Source organism: Hydrogenophilus hirschii (assembly GCF_054656675.1).
Genome location: NZ_BAAHXQ010000002.1, coordinates 44,130 through 66,410, shown reverse-complemented (window position 1 = coordinate 66,410; position 22,281 = coordinate 44,130). Strand labels below are relative to the sequence as shown.

Genomic DNA, 22,281 nt, shown 5'->3' with positions numbered 1-22,281 from the left:
AGATGTTTACCGCCGACCTCATCGTGATGTACCACGGCGTCGTACCAGACGACGAACCGCTCGACGATTGGCTCCAAGTCCCCGCGTCGCGCTTTCGCGATCAATTGGCGTTCTTCACCCGCTGGTTTACGCCCGTCTGCGTCGAAACGTTTTTCACCACGCCACGAAAAGCATGGCAGAAACCAAGGCTCCTCGTCACCTTCGACGACGGCTATGCCAACAACCTAACCGTCGCCGCACCCATTCTCCAAGAGTACCGGGTGCCCGCACTCTTTTTCCTGGCTACCGGCTACCTGGAAACTCCGTGGTTCTGGTGGGACCGTCTCCAAGCGGGCCTTGCCACGGTGGGACAAAAACCGTCGCCTGCGCTTATCGCCGAGATCAAAGCACTCGCGCCACCCGATGTCGAAGCGAAGGTTACCGCGATTCTGCGCGACAGGGGCGCCAACCCGTTTCCGCCACCAACCCCCGCACTTCGCCCCCTCACCTGGCGAGAAGCGCAGCAACTCGCAAGCCTCCCGGGGTTTGCGATCGGTAACCATGGTCATTGCCATGAAATTTTCGCGCATCTTGACGACACTGCGCTCACGCACACCCTCACACTCAGCCAGCGGTTGCTCACCGAGCGACTTGGCGTCCAACCCACGTGGATCGCCCCCCCCAATGGTGATTGGCGTCGTGACCAAATCGACCGCTTTGCCCAGCTCGGTTTTCAGGCCATTTTCACCACGCAACCCGGTTGGGTGACTCGGCGGCAGCGCGCTTCTTCACCGGTGCCCCGCGTGTTTCCCCGAATCGGGATCGGCGCAACCGATCGCCCCCTCGATTTGGCGAAGCGCCTCCTCAAGACCCGCTTGCGCCAGACCGTTCCAACAGGGGAAGGTAAGTAAACCGGACCAAATCGGCCACGCGTGCCGCTTCGTCGAAATCGGTAAAGGGGCCAAGATAGAGTCGGACGACGGTCTGATCTCCTAGCATCGTCGGTAATTGCACCACCGAGACACCCAAAGGCGCCAACCGCTGTTTGACCGCTGCGGCCTGCTGGTCGTCGGCAAGCGTGGCGTAGTAGAGATAGAAGCGCCCCCGTTGATCCGCCACGATCATGTCCGTACGACGAAATTGCGGCAGCCGGATACGAGTATTCGCAGTGATCCGATCGAGATTGACGCCAGGGTTTGCTGCGGTGAACAGATCCCGCACCGTGGTATTGTCGGCGCCGAAATGGTTGCTGATCGCTGTGAGCGCCGCCTTGGTGTCATTCACCACCTGCTCCGTGCTGTGCGTCGCAACCGGAAGCGGGAGCGTCGTGGGCAGTTGCACGACCGGTACGGGTTGCGCCGCCGTTGCAACCGTGTTGTTGTCCCGGCTATATTCGGATGCTGTAGAGAACGGAGCAGGCGCACTGCGGTTCGATGCGATCGCGTCGGCACGGTCACTCCGCACGGGGGTGTCGGATGCACGAGAAGGCCCCAGGCGATCCATCCCTTCCGTTTGCGTGCGGCTTGGCGCTGGCCCCAATGTGCGCCCGAGGGACGATTCCGATGGGGATTGGTTGTGCATCCACCAATAGGCCCCGCCTGCGCCAAGCAGCAGCGCGATGCCCATGCTCAAAAACCACTGCCCCCAGGCAAGCGAATGGCCACGAGTTTGCCCGCCCCCCTTTTGCGGAGAAGACGACGGCCATGCTGACGCCGCTTCGACGTTGGCGCCCAACGCAGCGACATCGACGGGCGAGCGTGCCGCACCGTCGGGCGGAAACGGCGGCGCTGCGGCAGGACTGGATTGCGACTGCGCGTTTAGCCCGGGAATCTCCGGCGGAATATCGGCTGCGGCGGCCTGTTGCGGCGAAAGATCTGGGGTGGATGCCGCTCCTGCCGCCGCTTGTTCCTCGGCTTGAGCGGCGTTTGCTGGCGACTCTCTTTGGTGTGACGAAACCGCTTCCGGTTCCAGAAAAACCGCAGCCAAGGGAAGCTTCGCCAATGCCGCTTCGATATCCTGCCGTTCGACTACCCGCGACTCGCGGCCAAACGCAAAAATCAGCGCATGATCGCAAATCTGGTTGATCAGCCGCGGTACGCCCCGGCTCTCCTGATGAATCCACTCCAAGCACGGGCGGGGGAAAAGGTACGGGTCCCCGCCCGCAGTGCGTAAGCGGTGCTGGACGTAGCCAATGGTGTCGTCCAACGAGAAGGGACGCAGATGATCGAACAACGCCACGCGCTGCAACAGCGGCCGCATGTGGTTTTGTTTGAGAATCAGCGCGAGCTCCTCTTGTCCGCTCAGAACGATCTGGATCAATTTTCCGCGTTCGTCTTCCAGGTTGAGGAGCAGACGCACCGCCTCGAGTAAGCGCTCGGGCAGCAGATGCGCCTCATCGGCCAGAAGTACGAAACGCAGCGCTTCGTCTTTTTTCGCCTGACGCGCCAGCGCTTGTTGAATCGCGGAAAGGGGCTCTCTGACGAACGCTGGTTCGTCCCCCTCACCCCACGCTTGCCACAACAGAGAAAAGAGCTCCTTTTCGGACAACCACGGATTGGTCAAAAAGAGACACCGAAACGTGGGGTTGTCCGCGGCCAGTTTACGCAGCAAAAGGGTCTTGCCGCTCCCCACCGGGCCCGTGAGCAGGCACAATCCTTTGCGCTCCCGCACGCCATAAAGCAGTGTCGCCAACGCTTCGCGGTGTGCCGCGCTCGCGTAGAAACAACCGGGGTCGGCGGTATTGGCGAAAGGGGGGCGCGTGAAATGGAAAAATTCGAAATACATCTCAATCTCCCAATTCGACAGGTTGGTAGGCCTGTTTCATCCGCACCCCGATGAGTTTCGCCTGGACGATATCCCCTTTGTAATTCATCACATTGATCGGAATCCGGTTGATCCCTTTCTGAATGGGGATACTGGTGCGCACCACACGGCTGGCTTCGATGAGATTTTTCAAACGATCGAAGTGACCGATGCGCACCATGATGTCGACTTCCGCGGTCTCGTATTGATACGGCGTGGCATCTTCGACGAAGACGATCACGAAGTTGGGTGGATCTTGCTGCCACTTCAGAATCTGAAACTTTTCCCGTTTGATGAACGCAGTGTCGTTGTAGCCCGTGGGGTGGTACGGTACGCGGGTCACGTCGTCGCCCTGTTCGTCATAAATGATGCGCGGAAAAAAGAGTCCGGTTTCCGGGACATCGAAAGGGGGCGCGTCTTCCTCAGGCGGGCGGAATTCGTCTTCGACGAAAGCATCTGCGGGCTGACTCGCCCACAAGAGTGCGAGAACCCCCCCGATCCAGAGACCTTTTTGCCACCGGTTGGATCCGTACCCCATCACCCAGTTCCTTCGCGCAACAACTGGTCGAAATAGTCGATCGTTTTCGCGAGACCCACTTCCAAAGGGACCGTAGGCGCCCACCCCAGGTGGGTTTTCGCCAGGGTGATATCAGGACACCGCTGCTTCGGGTCGTCCTGCGGCAGCGGACGGAAGACGATTTCGGACCGTGACCCTACCAGATCGCGGATGGTTTCTGCCAATTCCAAGATCGTGATTTCGTGTGGGTTGCCCAGATTGACCGGCCCAGTGAATTCCTTTGATTGCGCCATCATCTTGAGCAAGCCCCCGACCAGGTCATCGACGTAACAGAGCGATCGCGTCTGCGATCCATCGCCATAGACGGTGATCGGCTCGCCTGTGAGCGCCGCGACGATGAAGTTGGAGACGACGCGCCCATCTTTGGGGTGCATGTTGGGACCATAGGTGTTGAAGATGCGCACGACTTTGATATCGACGCCAAGCTCGCGATGGTAGTCGAAAAAGAGCGTTTCAGCGCACCGTTTCCCTTCGTCGTAGCAGGCGCGTGGCCCGATGGGGTTCACGCGCCCCCAGTAGTGTTCGGGTTGCGGATGGATTTCGGGGTCACCGTAGACTTCGCTGGTCGACGCCTGCAGGATCCGTGCGCGGGTGCGCCGCGCCAATTCCAGCATGTTGATCGTTCCAAGGACCGAAGTCTGCACCGTCGCCACCGGGTCGAACTGGTAATGGATCGGCGAAGCGGGGCACGCCAGATTGTAGATCTGATCCACTTGGACATAGAGGCGCTCATTGATATCGTGCCGTATGAATTCGAAACGGTAATCGTCCAAGAGCGCTTTGATGTTGCGTTTTTGTCCGGTGATGAAGTTGTCAACGCAGAGCACCTCATACCCTTCGGCCAACAACCGACGACAGAGGTGTGAGCCGATGAACCCCGCTCCGCCCGTCACCAATACCTTGTTGCCCTGTGGCAGTCCAAGTGACATGATCCACTCCACCTTTTGCTACCATTGTAACAATAACCGTTTCGGACAGCCAATTTTTTTATGGGAAAAATAGACGAATTTACGCTGATCGCGCGCTTTTTCCGATCGTGCGCTCCGCCCGAGCCATCCATCTTGGGAATCGGCGACGATGCCGCGCTCCTGCCGTGCGCGTCTGCGCTGCGTGGAAATCGCGACGATGCCTCTGCGGCGCTCGCGCTCACCACCGATACCCTCGTTGCAGGCAGCCACTTTTTGCCGGACTTCGCCCCGCAGGACCTGGGGTGGAAAGCGCTTGCGGTGAATCTCTCCGATCTTGCAGCGATGGGGGCAGAGCCGACGGCGTTCCTCCTTGCGCTGACGCTCCCGCGATACGATCCGGAATGGCTCGAAGGGTTTGCACGCGGCGTGCAAGCGTGCGCGCAGCGCTATGGTGTCGCGCTCATCGGAGGCGACACGACGCGAGGACCACTTGCGATCACGATCACCGCGCTCGGGGTGGTTCCGTGGCAAGCGGCGATTCGCCGTTCGACCGCTCAGGTTGGCGACGATCTGTGGGTGAGCGGCCAACCGGGCCGCGCCGCGTTGGGGCTTTCGGTGCGCACGGGACGCCTCTCAGGTGATCTGCCGGGGTGTTCCGAATGGATCGCTGCGCTGGAACGGCCGCAACCGCGCATCGCGCTTGGGCTTGCGCTGCGCGGCATCGCGACGGCGATGCTCGACATTTCCGACGGGCTGACGCAGGACGCGCACCATCTGGTGGAGACGCGACCCGAATTGACGCTCTGCGTGGAAGAGGCCGCATTGCCGCTGGCACCTTTGGTGGCCCAAGGCGCGCCTGCTGAAAAGGCATGGGCAGCGCTTTTGGGCGGCGGAGACGATTATGAGTTACTGTTTACTGCGAACCCGAGGCACCGAACAGCCGTCGCGGAAGCGGCACGACGCGCGGGTGTCTCCGTGCACCGCATCGGTTCGGTCGTGCCACGCTCCATCCCAGAGGCGTCGCCGCTGGTGCTTTTGCGGCGTGATGGCACCCGTACCACGCTACCTCCCCAAGGGTGGGACCCGTTCCGTGTCGCTGAGCCCTTGGATTTGGACATTCAACCGGAGTCTTTTTCGTGACACGCACATCCGTGCGCGCCCCGGCACACGCGCGTTCCCCAACGGCGCTGCTGTGGCACCCCGTCCATTTCCTGTCTCTCGGCTTGGGCAGCGGCCTTTCGCGTTGGGCACCCGGTACGATGGGCACTTTGGCGGGTTGGTTCCTGTGGCCACTGCTCGTCCATCAGCTCCCCATAGAATGGCTGCTTGCCTGGCTCATCGCATGCACGGGCTTTGGCGTCTGGGCATGCGGCGTCACAGCACACGCGCTGGGGGACAACGACCCAGAGGCCGTCGTCTGGGATGAGATCGTCGCGCTTTGGTGGGTTTTGCTTTTCACGCCCGCGAACTGGCTGGCCCAAGGGGCTGCGGTTGCGCTCTTTCGCCTCTTCGACATCACGAAGCCGTGGCCGATTCGCATGGTGGAACGCCGCGTCAAGGGGGGGTTGGGCATCATGATCGACGATCTGATCGCGGCGGTGATGACGCTCTTCGTGCTCGCCGTTGCGGTCCATTACGACGTGCTGCCGCGGTAAGCCATTTTCTGCGAAATGGCATTGCACACGAAAGGAAGAGACAATGCAGCAGTCCCGCATCGGACCAGCCAACGAGGCGCTCCCAGACGAAGAGACCTTGGACGATGCCCAGACCTACGATGCGGTGCACGACGTCCCGCCGCTTCTGTATGACCTTGCTGCGCGCGTCGGTCGCTTATTAGGCGAACGCGGTGAAACGCTCGCCACCGCCGAATCGTGCACCGGAGGTTTGATCGCCGCCGCGATCACCAGTGTTGCCGGTAGCTCCGAATGGTTCGAAGCCGGTTTCGTCACCTATGCCAACCGGGCAAAGACGGCGCTGCTGGGCGTTCTGCCCGAGACGCTCGCCGCGCACGGCGCTGTTTCCGAAGCGACGGTGCGCGAAATGGCAAGCGGCGCGCGCGCACGCGCTGCGACTACCTGGGCCGTGGCGGTTTCCGGTATCGCGGGCCCCACCGGGGGAACGGCGCACAAACCGGTGGGAACGGTCTGCTTTGCGTGGGCAGGACCAGACGGGGTGACGGCAGCGACGCGCCATTTCCGCGGCAACCGCGCGGCAGTGCGAATTCAGACGGTCGAATGGGCACTTGCTGCGCTGTTGCAGCTGGTTACGCCCCGCGCACAGCGTCCCCCCGTGGGGTAAACCGCGCAAACACGCCGCTCCGCCTTTTTCAGAGAATCGGGGCAAGCCACCGCTCGGCTTCGTCCAGCGCCATCCCAGTGCGGCGCGCCCAATCGCGCAGTTGATCGTCGCCGATCTTGGGGATCGCGAAGTAACGCGCTTGGGGGTGGCTGAAGTAGAAGCCGGAGACGCTCGCGGCGGGATGCATCGCGAAACTTTCGGTGAGCGTCACGCCGATGCGCTGGGGTACCTCCAGCAGTGCGAACAGGTCGCGCTTCACCGTATGGTCGGGACAGGCCGGATACCCCGGTGCGGGCCGGATGCCGCGGTACTTTTCAGCGATCAGCTCGTCGTTGGTCAGGTACTCGTCCGGCGCGTACCCCCATTCCGTGCGCCGAATCCGTTCGTGCAACCACTCGGCGCACGCTTCGGCGAGTCGATCCGCGACCGCTTTGAGGAGAATCGCGTGATAATCGTCGTGGCGCTCGGCATAGGCCGCAAGAAGCGGTTCGATCCCAATCCCGGCGGTGACCGCAAACGCGCCGATCCAATCGGGCGTCCCCACGGGCGCGACAAAGTCGGCCAACGCGTAATGGGGTTGGTCGGTAGGCCGTTCGTGCTGTTGCCGCAGGCCATGCCAGACCATGAGCGGATCCCCCGCATCCCGCCACGGCTGCGTATTGGGGGGATAGATCGCGATATCCTCGGGCGCCACCCGCTGCGCCGGGAACAGGCCCCAAACCGCACGGGCCGTGAGTGTTCCACTGGTGCCGACCACACCATCCGCAAGCGGCACCACCCCCTGCGGCAAGAGGTTCTCTACCGCTTCGTGCCAATGCGGTGTGATGCCCTGGGAGGCCGGGTCCGCCGCAACCAGCGCGGCAACGAGCGCAACGGCGTCGCGAAAAACGTTTCGCGCCGTCTCCCCGACGGTGGCGTCATCAAGGATCGCCGGAAATTTCCCGGAAAGATCCCACGTCTGGAAAAAGGGTGCCCAATCGATGTAGCCAACGAGCGTAGCAAGCGGCACCGTTTCGGCAAAAACCCCTTCGCGCATGGGGCGCGGGGGTTGGTAGTGCGCCCAGTCAGTCGCAAAGGCGTTTTGCCGCGCCGTTTCGAGCGGAACAACCCGAAACCCCTGTTTCTGCGCGTGGCGCGCCCGAATGCGGTCGTACTCGGCACGGACGTTCGCCAAATAGGCGCTGCTTTCTGGGGAGAGGAGCGCCGAAACCACCCCCACCGCGCGCGATGCGTCCGGCACCCAGACCACACCGGCATCGTAGTGCGGGGCGATCTTGACCGCGGTATGGGTTCGACTCGTCGTCGCGCCGCCGATCAAGAGCGGCACCTTGAACCCTTGGCGTTGCATCTCTTTCGCCACATAGGCCATCTCTTCGAGGGACGGGGTGATGAGCCCGGAAAGGCCGATCGCATCGGCCCCATGCGCTTTGGCCTCGGCCAAAATCTTTTCGCACGGCACCATCACGCCCAGGTCGATCACCTCGTAGCCATTACAGGCCAGCACGACGCTGACGATGTTCTTGCCGATGTCGTGCACGTCGCCCTTGACGGTGGCGATCACCACCTTCCCTTTCGCCGCGGTGTTGCCGCTCGCCGCTTTTTCCGCCTCGATATAGGGCAACAGATGGGCCACAGCCATCTTCATCACGCGCGCCGACTTCACCACTTGCGGCAAGAACATCTTGCCCGCGCCGAAAAGGTCACCGACGACGTTCATCCCGTCCATCAGTGGCCCCTCGATCACCGCAAGCGGCCCTTTCCCTTGCTGCGCGAATTCGGCGCGCATCGCTTCGGTGTCTTCGACGACGAATTCGGTGATCCCTTTGACGAGCGCGTGCTTGAGCCGCTCCGCAACCGGCAAGTTGCGCCATTCGAGCGCCGTCTGCGCCGTCTGGCTCCCTTGCCCCTGCCCCCGTTCGGCAAGCGTTTGCGCAAACGCGATCAACCGCTCCGCGGCGTCGGGGCGTCGGCACAATAGTGCATCTTCGACCACCGCGCGCAGTTCCGGGTCGAGCGCGTCGTAGATGCCCAGTTGCCCCGCATTGACGATCCCCATCGTGAGTCCCGCAGCGATCGCATGGTAGAGGAACACCGTGTGCATCGCTTCGCGAACGGTGTCGTTGCCGCGAAACGCAAACGAGACGTTGGAGATCCCACCACTGGTTTTCGCCTCCGGCAGGTTTTCGTGAATCCAGCGTACCGCTTCGATGAAATCGAGCGCGTAGCGGTCGTGCTCCGGGATCCCGGTCGCAATCGCGAAGACGTTGGGGTCGATGATGATCTCGTGCGGCGGGAATCCGTCTGCGGTGAGCAGCCGATAGGCTCGTTCCGCGATTTCGATCTTGCGGGCAAAGGTATCGGCCTGCCCCGCTTCGTCGAAGCACATCACCACCACCGCAGCGCCCAGCCGCCGCGCTTCACGCGCTTGCGCAAGGAACGTCGCTTCGCCCTCTTTGAGTGAGATCGAATTGACGATCCCCTTTCCCTGCAGGCATTTCAACCCGGCAACGATCGCTTCCCACCGCGAGGAGTCGACCATCACGGGAACCCGAGCGATTTCCGGCTCTGCGGCAACCAGTTGCAAGAAACGGCTCATCGCGCTCGGCGCATCGAGCATCGCGTCGTCCATATTGACGTCGATCGCTTGCGCGCCCGCTTCGACCTGTTGCGCGGCAACCGCAAGCGCTTCGTCGTAGCGCTCCTCACGGATGAGGCGCGCGAATTTTTTCGACCCGGCAACGTTGGTTCGCTCCCCGACGTTGATGAAACCGGTGGTTGCGTCGACGACGAGTGGTTCGAGCCCCGACAACACCAGCGTCTTGCTGGGTGCCGGGCGTTTGCGCGGCGGATAGCGCTTGGCCACCTCCGCCAACGCCGCGATGTGCTCCGGAGTCGTGCCACAGCAACCGCCGACCACGTTCACGAACCCTTCGGCAAGCCACCCTTCGACTTCGGCAGCGAGCATCTCCGGCGTTTCGTCGTAACCGGTCGGCGCCAACGGGTTGGGCAGCCCCGCGTTTGGGTGGGCCGAAACGAAGGTGTCGCACACCCGCGCGATCGTTTCGATGTGCGGCCGCAATTCGCGCGCACCGAGTGCACAGTTGAACCCGAAGGTGAGCGGGCGGGCGTGCGCAAGGCTCGCCCAAAACGCCTCCGGCGTCTGTCCTGAAAGGGTGCGCCCAGCGGCGTCGGTGATCGTCCCGGAGATCATGATCGGAAGCCGCTGGCCGCGTTCGGCAAAGAGCCGTTCGAGCGCGAAGACCGCTGCTTTGGCGTTGAGCGTATCGAAGACCGTTTCGATGAGGATGAGATCCGCACCGCCGTCGATGAGGCCGCGCGCCGCGTCGAAATAGTCGTCGGCAAGCGCGTCGAAGGTGATCGCGCGGTAACCGGGGTCGTTCACGTCGGGCGAAAGGGAAAGGGTTTTCGAGGTGGGGCCAAGCACCCCGGCGACGAAACGCGGTTTTTCCGGGGTTTTCGCCGTATATTCATCGGCAAGGCGGCGCGCGATCGCCGCCCCTTCGCGGTTCAATTCGTACGCCAGCGCTTCCAACCCGTAGTCGCTTTGCGACACGCGCGTGCTGTTGAAGGTGTTGGTCTCGATGATGTCCGCGCCTGCGTCGAGGTAGGCGCGGTGAATCGCAGCGATCGCGTCGGGCTGGGTAAGCGTCAGAAGGTCGTTGTTGCCTTTGAGCTCAGTGGGGTGATCGGCAAAGCGTGTTCCACGAAAATCGGCTTCGTCGAAGCGGTACCGCTGAATCATCGTCCCCATCGCGCCGTCCAAAAGCAGCACGCGGGTTTCGAGTAACGCGGTCAATTCGGCGGTTCGGTCGGGTTGCATCGCTATTTCCGTCAAAGAGGCTCCGTTGGGGAACCGATTAGCATACCATAGGGTCCAGGAACGCTTCGAGGACGGTGTTGAGGTAACGCCAACCAAGTGGCGTGCACGCCAGACGCGCCGCATCGTCCACCACCCAGCCACGCGCAGCGAGCCGCTCCCAGGTGTCTGCGATCGCCGCGAATGGCAACCCGGTCCGTTCGGTAAAAAGCGGGCGCGGCACCCCTTCGGCCAGGCGCAGCGCGTTCATCAGGAACTCGAACGGCAACGCGTCTGCCTGCACCCAATGTGCCGCAGCGGTATAGGGGTTGGTCACGGACGAGGTGTCCAAGCCCTGGACACGGTCTGGGCGGTTCCTATGCTGCCCTGCCGAAAGGTAATCGTTGGGATGCGCGCGCTTGCGGGTTCGCAGAATGCCCGAACCGGGAAACGAAATCTTGCCATGCGCGCCCGGCCCAATCCCAAGGTAATCACCAAAGGTCCAATAGTTGAGGTTGTGGCGCGCGCGGTGGTCGGGCTTAGCAAAAGCGCTCACTTCGTAGCGCGAGAACCCAGCGCCTGCCAACACCGCATGAACCGCCGCTTCGATCGCCCCCAAACGCGTCTCGTCCGGCAGGCCAGCCGGTGGCGCTGCGGCAAACGGGGTGTTGGGTTCGATCGTCAGCTCATACGCCGAAACGTGCGCGACACCAAGGGCGAGCAACCGCATCACCTCCGCTTCCGCTCCTTGCGGGGTCTGTCCCGGCCAGCCGTAGATCAGATCGGCATTGACGCGCGGGAATACCTCGAGCGCAGCGGCAACAGTCCGTTCCGCCGTGGGAGCGTCATGGATGCGCCCTAATTCGGCGAGCCCCACGGGATCGAGGCTCTGCACCCCGATCGACACCCGGTTCACCCCGGCGTCGCGCCACGCCGACAAGGCTGCGATTTCGGTGGCCCCCGGATTGGCTTCGAGCGTCACCTCGGCGTTTGCGGCAATGGAAAGCGTAGCGTGCACGTGCTGCAAAATCGCCGCGATGGCATCGGGTGACAGCAGACTGGGTGTGCCGCCACCGAAAAAGATCGAGGTAACAGTGCGGCCGGAAACGAGCGCCGCATCGTGTGCCAGATCTTCGGCGAGTGCCGCCACAAAAGCCCGTTCTGGCAACGCGCCTCGTTGCGGGTGGGAGTTGAAATCGCAATAGGGGCACTTGCGCACACACCAAGGGACATGGATATAAACGGCTAGGGGCGGGGGCTTACTCGGTGCCGGGTAGGATTCCCGTTCGTTTGGCGGAGTGACCGGGTACGCGTCGGGCTTTGTCACGATGCGCAGGGACCTTACGAGCGCACGGTAACAGTCGGAAGCGCCGCAAACAGTTCGGGCCACGCCGCCACGAGTCGCGCAACAGCGCGCGCACGGTGGCTGCGGCGGTTTTTCTCGTCGCGCGTGAGTTCCGCAGCGGTTTGGTTCGACTCCGGGTCGATAAAGAGCGGATCGTAACCAAACCCGTTCGTGCCTCGGGGCGCCTCGGCGATCGTCCCCCACCACCGCCCTTCGGCGACGAACGGGGTAGGATCGTCACCGTGCACGACGAAAACCAGGCAGGCGTAAAAGTAGGCACGGCGCGCTTCCCCTTCAAGCACTGCCATTTCGGCCAGCAATTTGTCGTTGTTGCGCGCGTCCGATTTCGGCTCCCCCGCGTAGCGCGCCGAAAAGACCCCCGGTGCCCCACCGAGTGCGGGCACGACCAGTCCGGAATCGTCGGCCAACGCGGGCAACCCGGTCAGACGTGCAGCATGCCGCGCTTTCGCGAGCGCGTTCTCCAGGAACGTACCGTACGGCTCGCTCGCCGCGGGCACCGCGAAAGCGCCCTGCGGCCGCACCGTCACCCCGAGCGGTGCGAGCAGCGCCTCGAATTCAGCGAGTTTGCCGCGATTGTCACTTGCGAGTACCACGGTCACCATCTTCCACACTCCTCGGCCAGCGCTACGCCAGCAGCCTGCAACGCAGCCCGTTGCGCAGCGATAAGCCCCTCAATCCCGTGTTCGGCAAGGGTCAGCAGTTGCATGAACTCGGCACGCGACACCCCTTGCCCTTCTGCCGTACCCTGGATTTCGATGAGTTCCTGACGCGCGTTCATCACCACGTTCATATCGAACGTACAGCGGAAGTCTTCCTCATATGCCAGGTCGAGCAGACGCGCCCCCGCAACGACCCCCACCGAGACCGCGGCGATCTGCGCAACCAGGGGGGACGAGGGTAGCACCGCCTCGCGCACCAGACGGTCGCACGCGAGCGCCAACGCCACCCAGCCCCCGGTGATCGCCGCGCAGCGGGTCCCGCCATCGGCTTGCAACACGTCGCAATCCAGAATGATCTGCCGCGGCCCCAAGCGGTCGAGATCGACCGCCATTCGCAGGCTCCGCCCAATCAACCGTTGAATCTCTTGGGTACGCCCGCTCTGCTTACCGCGCACCGCTTCGCGCTCACTGCGGGTGTGCGTCGCGCGCGGCAACATCCCATACTCCGCGGTGACCCAACCGCCGCCGCTCTCTTTGCGATGCGGCGGCACGCGCGCCTCGACGCTTGCCGTGCACAGCACCCGGGTATTGCCCAGCGCGATCAACGCCGAACCTTCGGCATAAGGCGCGACCCCTGGGGTAATGGTGACAGGCCGTAACACATCGGCAGCGCGGCCATCGACACGCTCGCTCATCGGTTCCTCCGGAATTTTTCGATCGTTTCGTTGATCTCCTGAATTGCCCGATCGACTTCGTCGTCGGACAACACGAGATCGCTCGGCACCGCGTCGTCCATCTCGGAAAAAATCGAGGTCACCACCCCCGCGGTGGTCTCGGTGAATACCGCATCGAGCGATTCGTGCGCGGTTTCCAGCCACCGCATCGTCAAGAGCGTCACATTGTCGGAATGGCCCATCGCGCGGGTCACCGCCTCTTCGACCAGCGCTTTGGTTGCCCACTCCAGGTTGGGCACAGAGAGGCGCTTCGCGATCTCTTCGTCGTCCACTTGCCCCCACAACCCGTCGGAGCAGAGGGCGACGACATCGTTGTGCTGCAACGTGACGCGCCGCGTGAATTCGACCCGCGGCACCTCTTCACCGCCGATCGACGCCAGCAGCCGGTTGCGCGACGGGTGGTACCGCAGATCCGCTTCGGTCAAGAGCCCTTGCTGCAGTAAGAGCTGCGCTTGGGAGTGGTCGGTCGTGCGCAGCGTCACCCGCCCGTTACGCAGATGGTAGAGGCGCGAATCACCGACGTGGGCGATCCACAGCTGCCCATTTTGCACCAACGCGGCAACCAGCGTTGTCCTCGGTTGCTGATCGCTACCGGCGCTACCGGCGCTACCGGCGCGATCGCCGGCAACGAGCGCATTCATCGCGAAATGGGCTTCGATGAAGGCATGGGCCAAAAAAGTCGCGGGATCATCGACCGTGGGCTTTGCCGCCAGCGAAAAGGCTTTGGCCAAAACCTGCACCGCGACCTCTGCGGCGCGGTCACCCGAGACATGCCCGCCCATTCCATCGGCGACCATCATGAGGAGTGCGTCGCGGGAGTAAGCATAACCAGCCCGGTCTTCGTTTTTGCGGCGATCGCCCACCGAGGTCGCCTGGAAAATGGCAAACCGCATCCTCTTTCCCCTATTCGCCGCCCACCACGAGCGTACTCGTTCGCGTCAATTGGTAGGTACTTTCAGCGATCCGTTTATAGACTTGATAGGCGCTCTGCGGCCGGTTCGCGACATCGAGCGCCAAAAGTTGCGCGGTCAAGTCCAAAAGCTCTGCGCTATAAACTCCTTGCAGTTCGGCCAACTTACACGGCACCGGGTCTGCGGTCTGGCGCTCCTCGGCGCGCGGCGGCGAACTGCCCGTCATGCACGCATAGACGATCCCACCCAACGCGTAGAGATCGGTCCACGGGCCGATCGCCTCTTTTTTCGCTTCCAGCTGCTCGGGCGGCGCGTACCCCGGTGTGAACATCGTCCGCACCCAAGCGATCTCGTGCGCGATCCCTTGCCGCGCCGAACCGAAATCGATCAGCACCGGATCTCCCCCCTGGCGCAACAAAATATTGGCGGGCTTGAGGTCGAGGTGGAGCAGTTTGTGCGCATGAATCTCTCGCAACGCTTTGAGCAGCCGAATGAGCAGCACGCGAATAAACGTCTCACGCAATCGCCCGCGCTTACGGCGAATGTAGTCGTGTAAACTCACCCCTTCCTCGAACGCCATCGCCAGAAAGACCGTCTCGAACGCGCGAAAGAGGCTATAGACCCGCACGATGTTGGGATGCCCAATCTGCCCCAACGTTCGCCCCTCGTCGAAAAAACATTTCAAGCCGAAGTAAAACGCCTTCTCTTTTCCCGGCAAAACGGTCGGCTCGACCTCTTTGGCGTGGCGCACGACCATCTCGTGCGGGAAAAACTCTTTGAGCGCGTAGGTCTGCCCGTCCATTCCCGTAACCCGATAGACGAATGAAAAGCCCCCGCGCGCCACGAGCGATCGGATCCGGTAACCCTCCACCAACCATCCGACGGGCAACGGAACGTTCGGCGCACTTTCAGCCATGGTGGGCAGCGTGTACAATTCCCATCATCGCATTATAACGAGCCAGCCGATGATCCACAGCATGACCGCGTTCGCGGCGAAGCGCATCGCGCTTGGCCCCGCTGCTGAAGCCACGTGGGAGCTCAGAAGCGTCAACAATCGCTTCCTCGACCTCTCCTTTCGCCTCTCCGACCCGTGGCGGCCTTTGGAGCCGGAATTGCGCCAGCGCCTTGCCGGACGAATCAAACGGGGCAAAGTCGAAGTGCGTCTACAACTCCAACACACCGCGGAAAGCCCTCCGCCCGCTGTCGACCCAAAAGCATTGGCGGCCTTGGCGCAGCTCCAAGCAACCATTCGCGACCACTTTCCCGACGCGCCGCCCCTCTCTGTCGGCGAAATCGCGCAATGGCCCGGGGTGCTCTCAGGTGATGCCGACGACACCGAAGCCCAACGTGCGGCGCTCCTTGCCGCGTTCGACGCCGCAGTGGACGAACTCATCGCCCACCGCGCCCGTGAAGGGGCGCAATTGGCTGCAGCGCTCGAAACGCGCGCCCAGCAACTCCGCGAATGGGTCCGCGAAGCGCGCCGTCTCGCCCCCGAAGCGCACGCCCGCTACGCCGCGCAACTCTCTGCAGCGCTTGCCCAGATCACCACGCCCGAGACCGAGGATCGCATCCGCCAAGAGGTAGCACTCTACGTCCAGAAAGTCGACGTCGCCGAAGAGCTCGATCGCCTGGACGCCCACATCGACGAACTTGCCCATACGCTTACCCGCGACGGCCCCGTTGGCAAACGGCTCGACTTCTTGATGCAAGAATTTCACCGCGAAGCCAACACCCTCTCGGCAAAAGCAGCACACCCGGACCTCACCCGCATCGCGCTGGAAATGAAGGTATTGATCGAACAGATGCGCGAACAGGTGCAAAATATCGAGTGACCCCGTAGCGTCAGCATCCCAGTCACGCGCAAAGGAACGCGACCGTGAACCCAACCATCCACTTCGCCGGCACCCTCTTCGTAGTCAGCGCCCCATCCGGAGCGGGCAAAACCACCCTCGTCCACCGCCTGATCGAGTCCGACCCGCTCCTTCGCCTCTCGGTCTCCTATACCACACGCGCTCCACGCCCTGGCGAACAAAACGGCGTTCACTACCACTTCGTTTCCCCAGCGCAATTTCGCACGATGGTCGAAAACGGCGCCTTTCTCGAATGGGCCGAAGTCCACGGCAACTACTACGGAACCGCGCGCGTGTGGGTCGAGGCGGAACTCACAGCTGGCCGCGACGTATTGCTGGAAATCGACTGGCAAGGCGCCCGGCAGATCAAAGCGCGTTTCCCCGCGTGCGTCACGATCTTCATCCTCCCTCCCTCGTTTGCCGAACTGGAAGCGCGGCTGCGCAAACGGGCTTCGGACTCGGACGCGGTGATCGCGAAACGCCTTGCGAACGCCCATGAGGAACTTCGCCACGTCCATGAGTTCGAATATGTTATCATCAATGATCGCTTGGACGTCGCAACCCAAGAACTCATCGCGGTCGTTACGGCCGAACGGTGTCGTACTGCCAAACAGGCCGCACGGCATCGGAAACTTTTCTCGGAAATTGCCGCATTGTCCCCAACGCATTGAGGAACCCGAAGATGGCACGCATCACTGCAGACGACTGTCTCAAAAAGATCCCCAACCGCTTCGAAATGACGCTCGCCGCCGCAACGCGCGCGCGGCAGTTGAGCCTGGGCGCGGAACCACTGATTCCGCTCAAACCCAACAGCAAAGACAAACCCACCGTGATCGCACTGCGGGAAATCGCCGCGGGTGCGGTGGGCTTAGAGATCCTGGAAAAACGCAACACCTGATCCGCAACCGGGAAGCCGCGATGGCAGACGCGCCCCCTCCCGCTGCGGCTGCCGCACCGCTTTCCCGGCTTAGCCCTTTTCAACCGCAAAACATCCCGGTCACTTACGGCGCGCTGCGCAAAACGCTCGCTACCTACCTTGACGCCGCAGCGCTTGCCCGAATCGACGATGCGGTCCATTTCGCCGCATGGGCCCATGAGGGCCAGAAGCGCGCAAGTGGCGAACCCTACGTCACCCATCCGATCGCGGTTGCCGAAATCTCGGCGCAGTGGCACATCGACGACAACGGCATCATCGCGGCGCTGCTCCACGACGTGATCGAAGATTGCGGCGTCAAGAAGCACGAAATCGCGCACCGCTACGGCACCACCGTTGCCGAACTGGTCGATGCGCTCACCAAACTCGAAAAGCTGGAATCGCAAACCGTCGAAGAGGCACAAGCGCAGAACTTTCGCAAAATGTTCCTTGCGATGGCGCGCGACGTGCGGGTGATTTTGATCAAACTCGCCGACCGCCTCCACAACATGCGCACCCTTTCGGCGCTCAAATCCCACAAACGGCGGCGCATCGCCCATGAAACCCTCGAAATCTTCGCCCCGATTGCCCACCGTTTGGGGCTGAACGCCCTCTTTCGCGAACTCCAAGACCTGGCGTTTGCCGCCGAACACCCGTGGCGGCACGCAGTGCTCGCTGCCGCGGTCGAAACGGCGCGCGGCGCCAACGCGCAACTGCTCGACGAACTGCACGACGCGGTGGCAACCGCGCTCGCCGAATGGGGCATCCATGCCGAAATCTACCGCCGCGAAAAGCACCTCTACTCGATCTACCAGAAGATGCGGCAAAAGCATCTTCCCTTCGAGCAGATCCTCGACCTTTTCGGCCTGCGCATCGTCACCACCGACGAACCAAGCTGCTACCTCGCCCTGGGCGCGATCCATCGCCACTTCAAACCGATCCCCGGCAAACTCAAAGACTACATCGCACTCCCCAAGCCGAACGGCTACCAGTCGCTCCACACCACGGTGATCGGCCCACAAGGGGTGCCGCTCGAAATCCAGATTCGCACGGTCCAGCAACACCGTTTCGCCGAACAAGGGGTCGCCGCCCATTGGCTCTACAAAAGCGCCGAACCCGCGAGCGACGCCGAACGGCAAACCCACGCGTGGCTGCAGTCGCTCCTGGAACTCCAAGCCGAAAGCGAAGCGCACGACTTCCTCGAAGCGGTGCGTATCGACCTCTACCCCAACGAAGTCTTCGTCTTTTCCCCGCGCGGCGAGATCTTTTCCCTGCCACGCGGCGCCACCGCAGTCGACTTCGCGTACGCGATCCACTCCGAAGTGGGCCACGCAGCGATCGCGTGCCGCATCAACGGTGAGCTGATGCCGCTGCGCACCGAGCTCAACAACGGCGACCGCGTCGAAATCATCACCAGCAACACCCCAAGCCCCAACCCCGCGTGGCTCAACTTCGTCCGCACCGCGCGCGCCCGCGCCGCGATCCGCCGCTTCCTGCGGCAAGAGACCCAAGAACAAGCGGTGATCCTGGGTGAACGGCTGCTCGACCAGGCGCTGCGCCCTTATGGTCTCACGTTGGGCGCGATCTCCGCGCTCGCGTGGGATCGGCTCCTCCGGCAACTCTCGGGCAAAAGCAAAAAGCAACTCCTGCAAGAGGTGGGTTTGGGACACCGCAACGCGATCGCGCTCGCTGAACTCCTCGTTGCCGCACAGGACCACGAGAGCGGCCGCAGCGGCCTTCTGAAACCACAACCGCTCTCCCGCCTCAAAGTGGGCGAACGCGCCGACGTCTCGATCACCTTTGCCCCCTGTTGCCGCCCTGTGCCCGGCGACGACATCGTCGGCATCCTGCGGCAAGGGCACGGCCTCGACATCCACCGCAGCGAATGCCCCATCGTGCGCCGCGGCGGCAAACCGCGCTGGGTCGAAGTCACATGGAGCGACACCATCCCCGAATCGCGTCACTTCCCCGCGGCGCTCACCGTCGTCGCCCGTGACGAAATCGGGATGCTTGCGCGGATCAGCGCCGCAATCGCACAGGAAGGCGGCAACATCGTCCATGTCCAACTCGACGCGCAACCCGAAGCCACCACCCTGATCCAATTCGTGATCGACGTGCGCGACCGCGTCCATTTGGCGCGCATCATCAAACGGCTCCGCCGGGAACGGGGCCTTGTGCGCATCCAACGCCTTTTGGCAAACCATGGTGAACGCCGCTAACGCGAACCCAACCGCGGCACCTGCAGCCAGCGCTGACCCAAACCCCACCACGGAACCCGCACCACCGCCCTTCGCGTACCACGGCCGCTTCGCCCCCTCGCCCACCGGGGCGCTCCACTTCGGCTCGCTCGTCGCGGCGCTCGCGAGCTACTGCGACGCGCGCGCGCATCAGGGATATTGGCACGTTCGGATCGACGACCTCGACACCTCTAGGGTCGTTCCGGATGCCGCCGAAACGATCCTTCGCCAACTCGAAGCGTGCGCACTCGAATGGGACGGCCCCGTCACCTACCAGTCGCACCACCGCGACGCCTACCGCGACGCGTTCGAAACCTTACGCCAAAACGGTCGCCTCTACCCGTGCGGCTGCACGCGCAAAGACCTTGCCGACGCCCCGCGCGCCATCGACGGCAGTCGCCGCTACCCCGGCACCTGCCGCAACGGCCTTGCCCCTCAGCGCACACCCCGGGCGTGGCGCTACCGCACCACCGAAACCCTGAGCTTTTGCGACCGCATCCAAGGGCGCGTCACTGAAAACCTCCCCGAAGATCTGGGCGACTTCATCGTCTGGCGTGCCGATGGGGTTGCCGCGTACCAGCTGGCGGTCGTGGTCGACGACGCGCAGATCGGCGTCACCCACGTCGTCCGCGGCGCCGATCTCCTCGGCTCCACCTGCCGCCAGATTGCGCTCGCTCGGGCGCTGGACCTACCCGTTCCCCAGTACGCCCACGTACCGGTCGCGCTTGCAGCGAACGGCCAGAAACTCTCGAAACAGAACCTCGCGCCACCGCTCCCCTACGACGACCCCCGAACACTTGCCGCTGCGCTCGTTGCCGCGCTCACCTTTTTGCGGCAAAATCCCCCAAAGGCGCTCTGCAACGCATCCCCGAAAACCATCGTGGCATGGGCCGTTGCCCACTGGAACCCAGCCGCGATACCCGAGGTCACCGCGCTGCCGGTGACTGAAACGACCGCAGCTCTTACCTTTGCCGATTGACCCTTTCCGGAGCCACACGATGATCCCCAACCCGAACGACGAAACGCTCAAAACGCTCCTTACAAACGCGCGCCGCATCGCAGTGGTCGGCATCTCCGACAAGCCCGACCGCGCGAGCTACCGCGTCGCACGCTATCTGCGCGACGCCGGCTACGAAATCCTCCCCATCAACCCGCGGCTAACCACCTGGGAAGGCTTGCCCGCCTACCCGACGCTCGCTGACGTACCCGGTGCGATCGACATCATCGACGTCTTTCGCAAAGCCGAAGACGTCCCGCCAGTGGTCACCGCAGCGCTCGCCAAAGGGTGCCAAACCTTCTGGCTACAGCTTGGGATCCGCAACGACGCAGCGGTAGAACCCCTGATCGCGCGCGGCATCACCGTCGTGCAAGACCGATGCCTCAAAATCGAACATCAGCGGCTCATCACCCCGCCGAATTGACCGCAATCCGATTCACCTCCCAACCGGCAATGCGCTTCGTGCGCGGCGAAAAGGCCACCCCGACCTCGACCACTTGGTTCACGCCGGGTGCATTGCGGTACTTCGCGGCGTAATCCCGGGCTCGAAGCTGAGCAAGCGCCTCCTGTGCCCCTTGCCCTTCCCCCACCTTGAATTCGAAGACCCAAACGGTACCGCCGTGCTGCACCGTCAGATCGACCCGACCCTGGTTCGTGACATCCTCGGCAACGATGGTCACGCCCAGGCTTGCCAAATGGCTGTAACAGACACTCGCGAAATAGCCCTCGTACTGCGCGATCGGGTTCTTACGATACCAATCGTGCGGTATCGCCGCAAAAAGCCGTTCGAAATGATCGCGCAGCGCGGTCGCATCACCCTTGGCCAAAATGTCGTACACAGCAAAGGTAGCCGCGTTGGCAAGCGCATTGACCTGCGGCGGCGCCCAGACGGTGAGCAACGCCTCGTTGAGCGCAGAGCGCACCTCTTGGTTAGGCAACCGCAAGCGGTAGACCACTCCCCTATGGGAAGGGATAGCCGCCTCGATCGTCAGGTAACCGCTCTGCCACAGCATCGCTTCCGGTTCGATATGATCGACATCGAATGCCGACAGCAGCTGTTCCGTGGCGAAGGTCTGTTCCAGCGCAGGGGTAAAGTAGCCGCGTGAGCGAAGCCAGTCGACCAAATACGAAGAGGTCCCCGTCTCGAACCACCAGGGCCGGAAGACACGTTCGGCAAAAAGCAGCAAGATGTCGAACGGGTTGTATACCGGCTCGCCCTCCCACGCGTACCCGTTATACCATCGGCGCACCGTTTCCCGCTCCAATGGCACACCCGCTTCTGCCGCTGCGGCGAACTCGGGCTGGAAAACGGAATCGAGATCGTGCTCCGTATAGCCACAGATCGTGGCGAACGCGCGCGACAAAGTAATGTCACGCAAATGGTTCAAACCGGAAAAAAGCGAAACCTTGCTGAACTTCGAAACGCCGGTCAGCAATACGAAGCGCAGATCGGCATCACGCCCCTTCAGTACCGAGTAGAAGTTTCGCAACCCCTCGCGCATCGCCCGCGCCACCTGCGGTTCGGTGAGATTGTCGAGGATCGGCTTGTCGTACTCGTCGATCAATACCACCACCCGCTCGCCGTACCGCTCTGCCACGCGCGAAATCAGCTGTTGAAACCGGATATGGACGTCGCTTGCACGATCCGAGATCGGTACCGCCAACCGCTCGGCGTTCTCTTCCAGTACCGCATGGATGTGCTCCTCGAGCTGCGCCCGCCGCTCCAATCGCCCCTCGGCAAACGAAACCCGAACGATCGGATGGCGCTTGCCCCAATCCCAATGGTCGGCAAGATAAAGCCGCGAGCGCGCAGCCGCTTGCGGATCAGCCCCAAGCCGCTCGGCGCGCGCTCCACCCTCGAACAGCAGACGATTTCCGGCAAAAGCTTCGGCCACGGTATCGAGGAAAAGCGACTTGCCGAAGCGGCGTGGACGAGAAAGAAAATAAGCACCTCCGCCTTCTGCAAGAGCGGCAACGAGCGGAGTCTTATCCACGTAGTAGTACCCTTCGTTGCGGATCTTCGCAAAGGTCTGAATACCAATGGGAAGTTTGCGACGGCCGAGCATAGAGCACCTCCCCAAGCTGTTGACCGATTCTACCGCACCACCTTGTCACCCCGTTTGGCCTTGCCCGCCACAACCGCACCACCTTGCCGCCCCGTTTAGGCTTGTCCACCACAACCGCTCCGCTCCCAGCCGCAGCGCGCCACTTGAAAACCCATCCGCGCGCGCCT

General features: G+C 62.7%; 20 protein-coding genes. 10 read left to right on the top strand and 10 right to left on the bottom strand.

The genetic code is table 11. The features are described 5' to 3' along the window. Positions 1–2: 2 nt before the first annotated feature. On the top strand, positions 3–890 hold the full coding sequence (locus tag ACYQ4Z_RS07405; RefSeq protein ID WP_219972017.1) for a polysaccharide deacetylase family protein: 888 nt from the start codon (positions 3–5) through the stop codon (positions 888–890). Here the strand turns inward: ACYQ4Z_RS07405 and ACYQ4Z_RS07400 are convergent. Genes ACYQ4Z_RS07400 through ACYQ4Z_RS07390 form a run of 3 tightly spaced genes read right to left on the bottom strand, consistent with a single transcriptional unit; the run spans position 844 to position 4,287 of the window. Then, a complete protein-coding gene (locus ACYQ4Z_RS07400) occupies positions 844–2,763 on the bottom strand; it encodes an AAA family ATPase (protein WP_459860550.1) in 1,920 nt (639 codons plus the stop codon). The genes ACYQ4Z_RS07405 and ACYQ4Z_RS07400 overlap by 47 nt on opposite strands. A 1-nt stretch (position 2,764) precedes the next feature. Next, positions 2,765–3,319, bottom strand: a complete 555-nt coding sequence (locus ACYQ4Z_RS07395) for a hypothetical protein (RefSeq protein WP_219972014.1) — start codon at positions 3,317–3,319, stop codon at positions 2,765–2,767. Beyond that, positions 3,319–4,287, bottom strand: coding sequence for a UDP-glucuronic acid decarboxylase family protein (locus tag ACYQ4Z_RS07390; RefSeq protein ID WP_459860548.1), 969 nt, complete (start codon positions 4,285–4,287; stop codon positions 3,319–3,321). The genes ACYQ4Z_RS07395 and ACYQ4Z_RS07390 overlap by 1 nt, the downstream gene beginning before the upstream one ends. 60 nt (positions 4,288–4,347) lie before the next feature. On the opposite strand from ACYQ4Z_RS07390, the gene thiL reads away from it, so the two are divergent. The 3 genes from thiL to ACYQ4Z_RS07375 are packed head-to-tail and all read left to right on the top strand — an operon-like array spanning position 4,348 to position 6,564. Further along, positions 4,348–5,406: a thiamine-phosphate kinase gene (thiL, locus tag ACYQ4Z_RS07385; RefSeq protein WP_459860546.1), complete on the top strand. Its 1,059-nt coding sequence runs from the start codon at positions 4,348–4,350 to the stop codon at positions 5,404–5,406. After that, on the top strand, positions 5,403–5,921 hold the full coding sequence (locus ACYQ4Z_RS07380; protein WP_217125404.1) for a phosphatidylglycerophosphatase A family protein: 519 nt from the start codon (positions 5,403–5,405) through the stop codon (positions 5,919–5,921). The genes thiL and ACYQ4Z_RS07380 overlap by 4 nt, the downstream gene beginning before the upstream one ends. A gap of 43 nt (positions 5,922–5,964) precedes the next feature. Further along, the gene (locus ACYQ4Z_RS07375) at positions 5,965–6,564 is read left to right on the top strand and encodes a CinA family protein (protein ID WP_119335820.1); all 600 of its coding nucleotides are present in this window, start codon (positions 5,965–5,967) and stop codon (positions 6,562–6,564) included. A gap of 28 nt (positions 6,565–6,592) precedes the next feature. On the opposite strand, the gene metH is transcribed toward ACYQ4Z_RS07375, so the two are convergent. The 6 genes from metH to ACYQ4Z_RS07345 form a co-directional block, all read right to left on the bottom strand. Further along, positions 6,593–10,405 carry a methionine synthase gene (gene metH, locus ACYQ4Z_RS07370; RefSeq protein ID WP_459860544.1) on the bottom strand — a complete coding sequence of 1,271 codons (3,813 nt, stop codon included), beginning with the start codon at positions 10,403–10,405 and terminating at the stop codon, positions 6,593–6,595. A 37-nt stretch (positions 10,406–10,442) separates the two neighbouring features. Beyond that, entirely contained in the window at positions 10,443–11,618 is a 1,176-nt protein-coding gene (gene hemW / locus ACYQ4Z_RS07365; protein ID WP_438439008.1) for a radical SAM family heme chaperone HemW, read from the bottom strand. Positions 11,619–11,722: 104 nt separating this feature from the next. Next, positions 11,723–12,349, bottom strand: a complete 627-nt coding sequence (rdgB, locus tag ACYQ4Z_RS07360) for an RdgB/HAM1 family non-canonical purine NTP pyrophosphatase (RefSeq protein WP_459860542.1) — start codon at positions 12,347–12,349, stop codon at positions 11,723–11,725. Further along, positions 12,343–13,101 carry a ribonuclease PH gene (rph, locus tag ACYQ4Z_RS07355; protein ID WP_459860540.1) on the bottom strand — a complete coding sequence of 253 codons (759 nt, stop codon included), beginning with the start codon at positions 13,099–13,101 and terminating at the stop codon, positions 12,343–12,345. Before rph ends, rdgB begins: the two co-directional genes overlap by 7 nt. Continuing rightward, positions 13,098–14,033, bottom strand: coding sequence for a PP2C family protein-serine/threonine phosphatase (locus ACYQ4Z_RS07350; protein WP_459860538.1), 936 nt, complete (start codon positions 14,031–14,033; stop codon positions 13,098–13,100). The genes rph and ACYQ4Z_RS07350 overlap by 4 nt, the downstream gene beginning before the upstream one ends. 10 nt (positions 14,034–14,043) lie before the next feature. Beyond that, on the bottom strand, positions 14,044–14,967 hold the full coding sequence (locus tag ACYQ4Z_RS07345; protein WP_459860536.1) for a serine/threonine protein kinase: 924 nt from the start codon (positions 14,965–14,967) through the stop codon (positions 14,044–14,046). A 49-nt stretch (positions 14,968–15,016) separates the two neighbouring features. On the opposite strand from ACYQ4Z_RS07345, the gene ACYQ4Z_RS07340 reads away from it, so the two are divergent. The 6 genes from ACYQ4Z_RS07340 to ACYQ4Z_RS07315 are packed head-to-tail and all read left to right on the top strand — an operon-like array spanning position 15,017 to position 20,472. Continuing rightward, positions 15,017–15,883, top strand: a complete 867-nt coding sequence (locus tag ACYQ4Z_RS07340) for a YicC/YloC family endoribonuclease (RefSeq protein ID WP_459860535.1) — start codon at positions 15,017–15,019, stop codon at positions 15,881–15,883. Between the two features lie 44 nt (positions 15,884–15,927). Continuing rightward, on the top strand, positions 15,928–16,572 hold the full coding sequence (gene gmk, locus ACYQ4Z_RS07335; RefSeq protein ID WP_285615523.1) for a guanylate kinase: 645 nt from the start codon (positions 15,928–15,930) through the stop codon (positions 16,570–16,572). 11 nt (positions 16,573–16,583) lie between these two features. Then, the gene (rpoZ, locus tag ACYQ4Z_RS07330) at positions 16,584–16,799 is read left to right on the top strand and encodes a DNA-directed RNA polymerase subunit omega (protein ID WP_438438362.1); all 216 of its coding nucleotides are present in this window, start codon (positions 16,584–16,586) and stop codon (positions 16,797–16,799) included. A gap of 20 nt (positions 16,800–16,819) precedes the next feature. Continuing rightward, positions 16,820–19,033, top strand: a complete 2,214-nt coding sequence (locus ACYQ4Z_RS07325; RefSeq protein ID WP_459860534.1) for a RelA/SpoT family protein — start codon at positions 16,820–16,822, stop codon at positions 19,031–19,033. Beyond that, positions 19,017–20,030 (top strand): tRNA glutamyl-Q(34) synthetase GluQRS, encoded by a 1,014-nt coding sequence (gluQRS, locus tag ACYQ4Z_RS07320; protein WP_459860532.1) that lies wholly within the window; start codon positions 19,017–19,019, stop codon positions 20,028–20,030. The genes ACYQ4Z_RS07325 and gluQRS overlap by 17 nt, the downstream gene beginning before the upstream one ends. Before the next feature lie 19 nt (positions 20,031–20,049). Next, positions 20,050–20,472: a CoA-binding protein gene (locus ACYQ4Z_RS07315; protein WP_119335832.1), complete on the top strand. Its 423-nt coding sequence runs from the start codon at positions 20,050–20,052 to the stop codon at positions 20,470–20,472. On the opposite strand, the gene ACYQ4Z_RS07310 is transcribed toward ACYQ4Z_RS07315, so the two are convergent. After that, positions 20,456–22,114, bottom strand: a complete 1,659-nt coding sequence (locus ACYQ4Z_RS07310) for an ATP-binding protein (RefSeq protein WP_459860531.1) — start codon at positions 22,112–22,114, stop codon at positions 20,456–20,458. The two genes, ACYQ4Z_RS07315 and ACYQ4Z_RS07310, sit on opposite strands and share 17 nt — an antisense overlap. Positions 22,115–22,281: the final 167 nt, after the last annotated feature.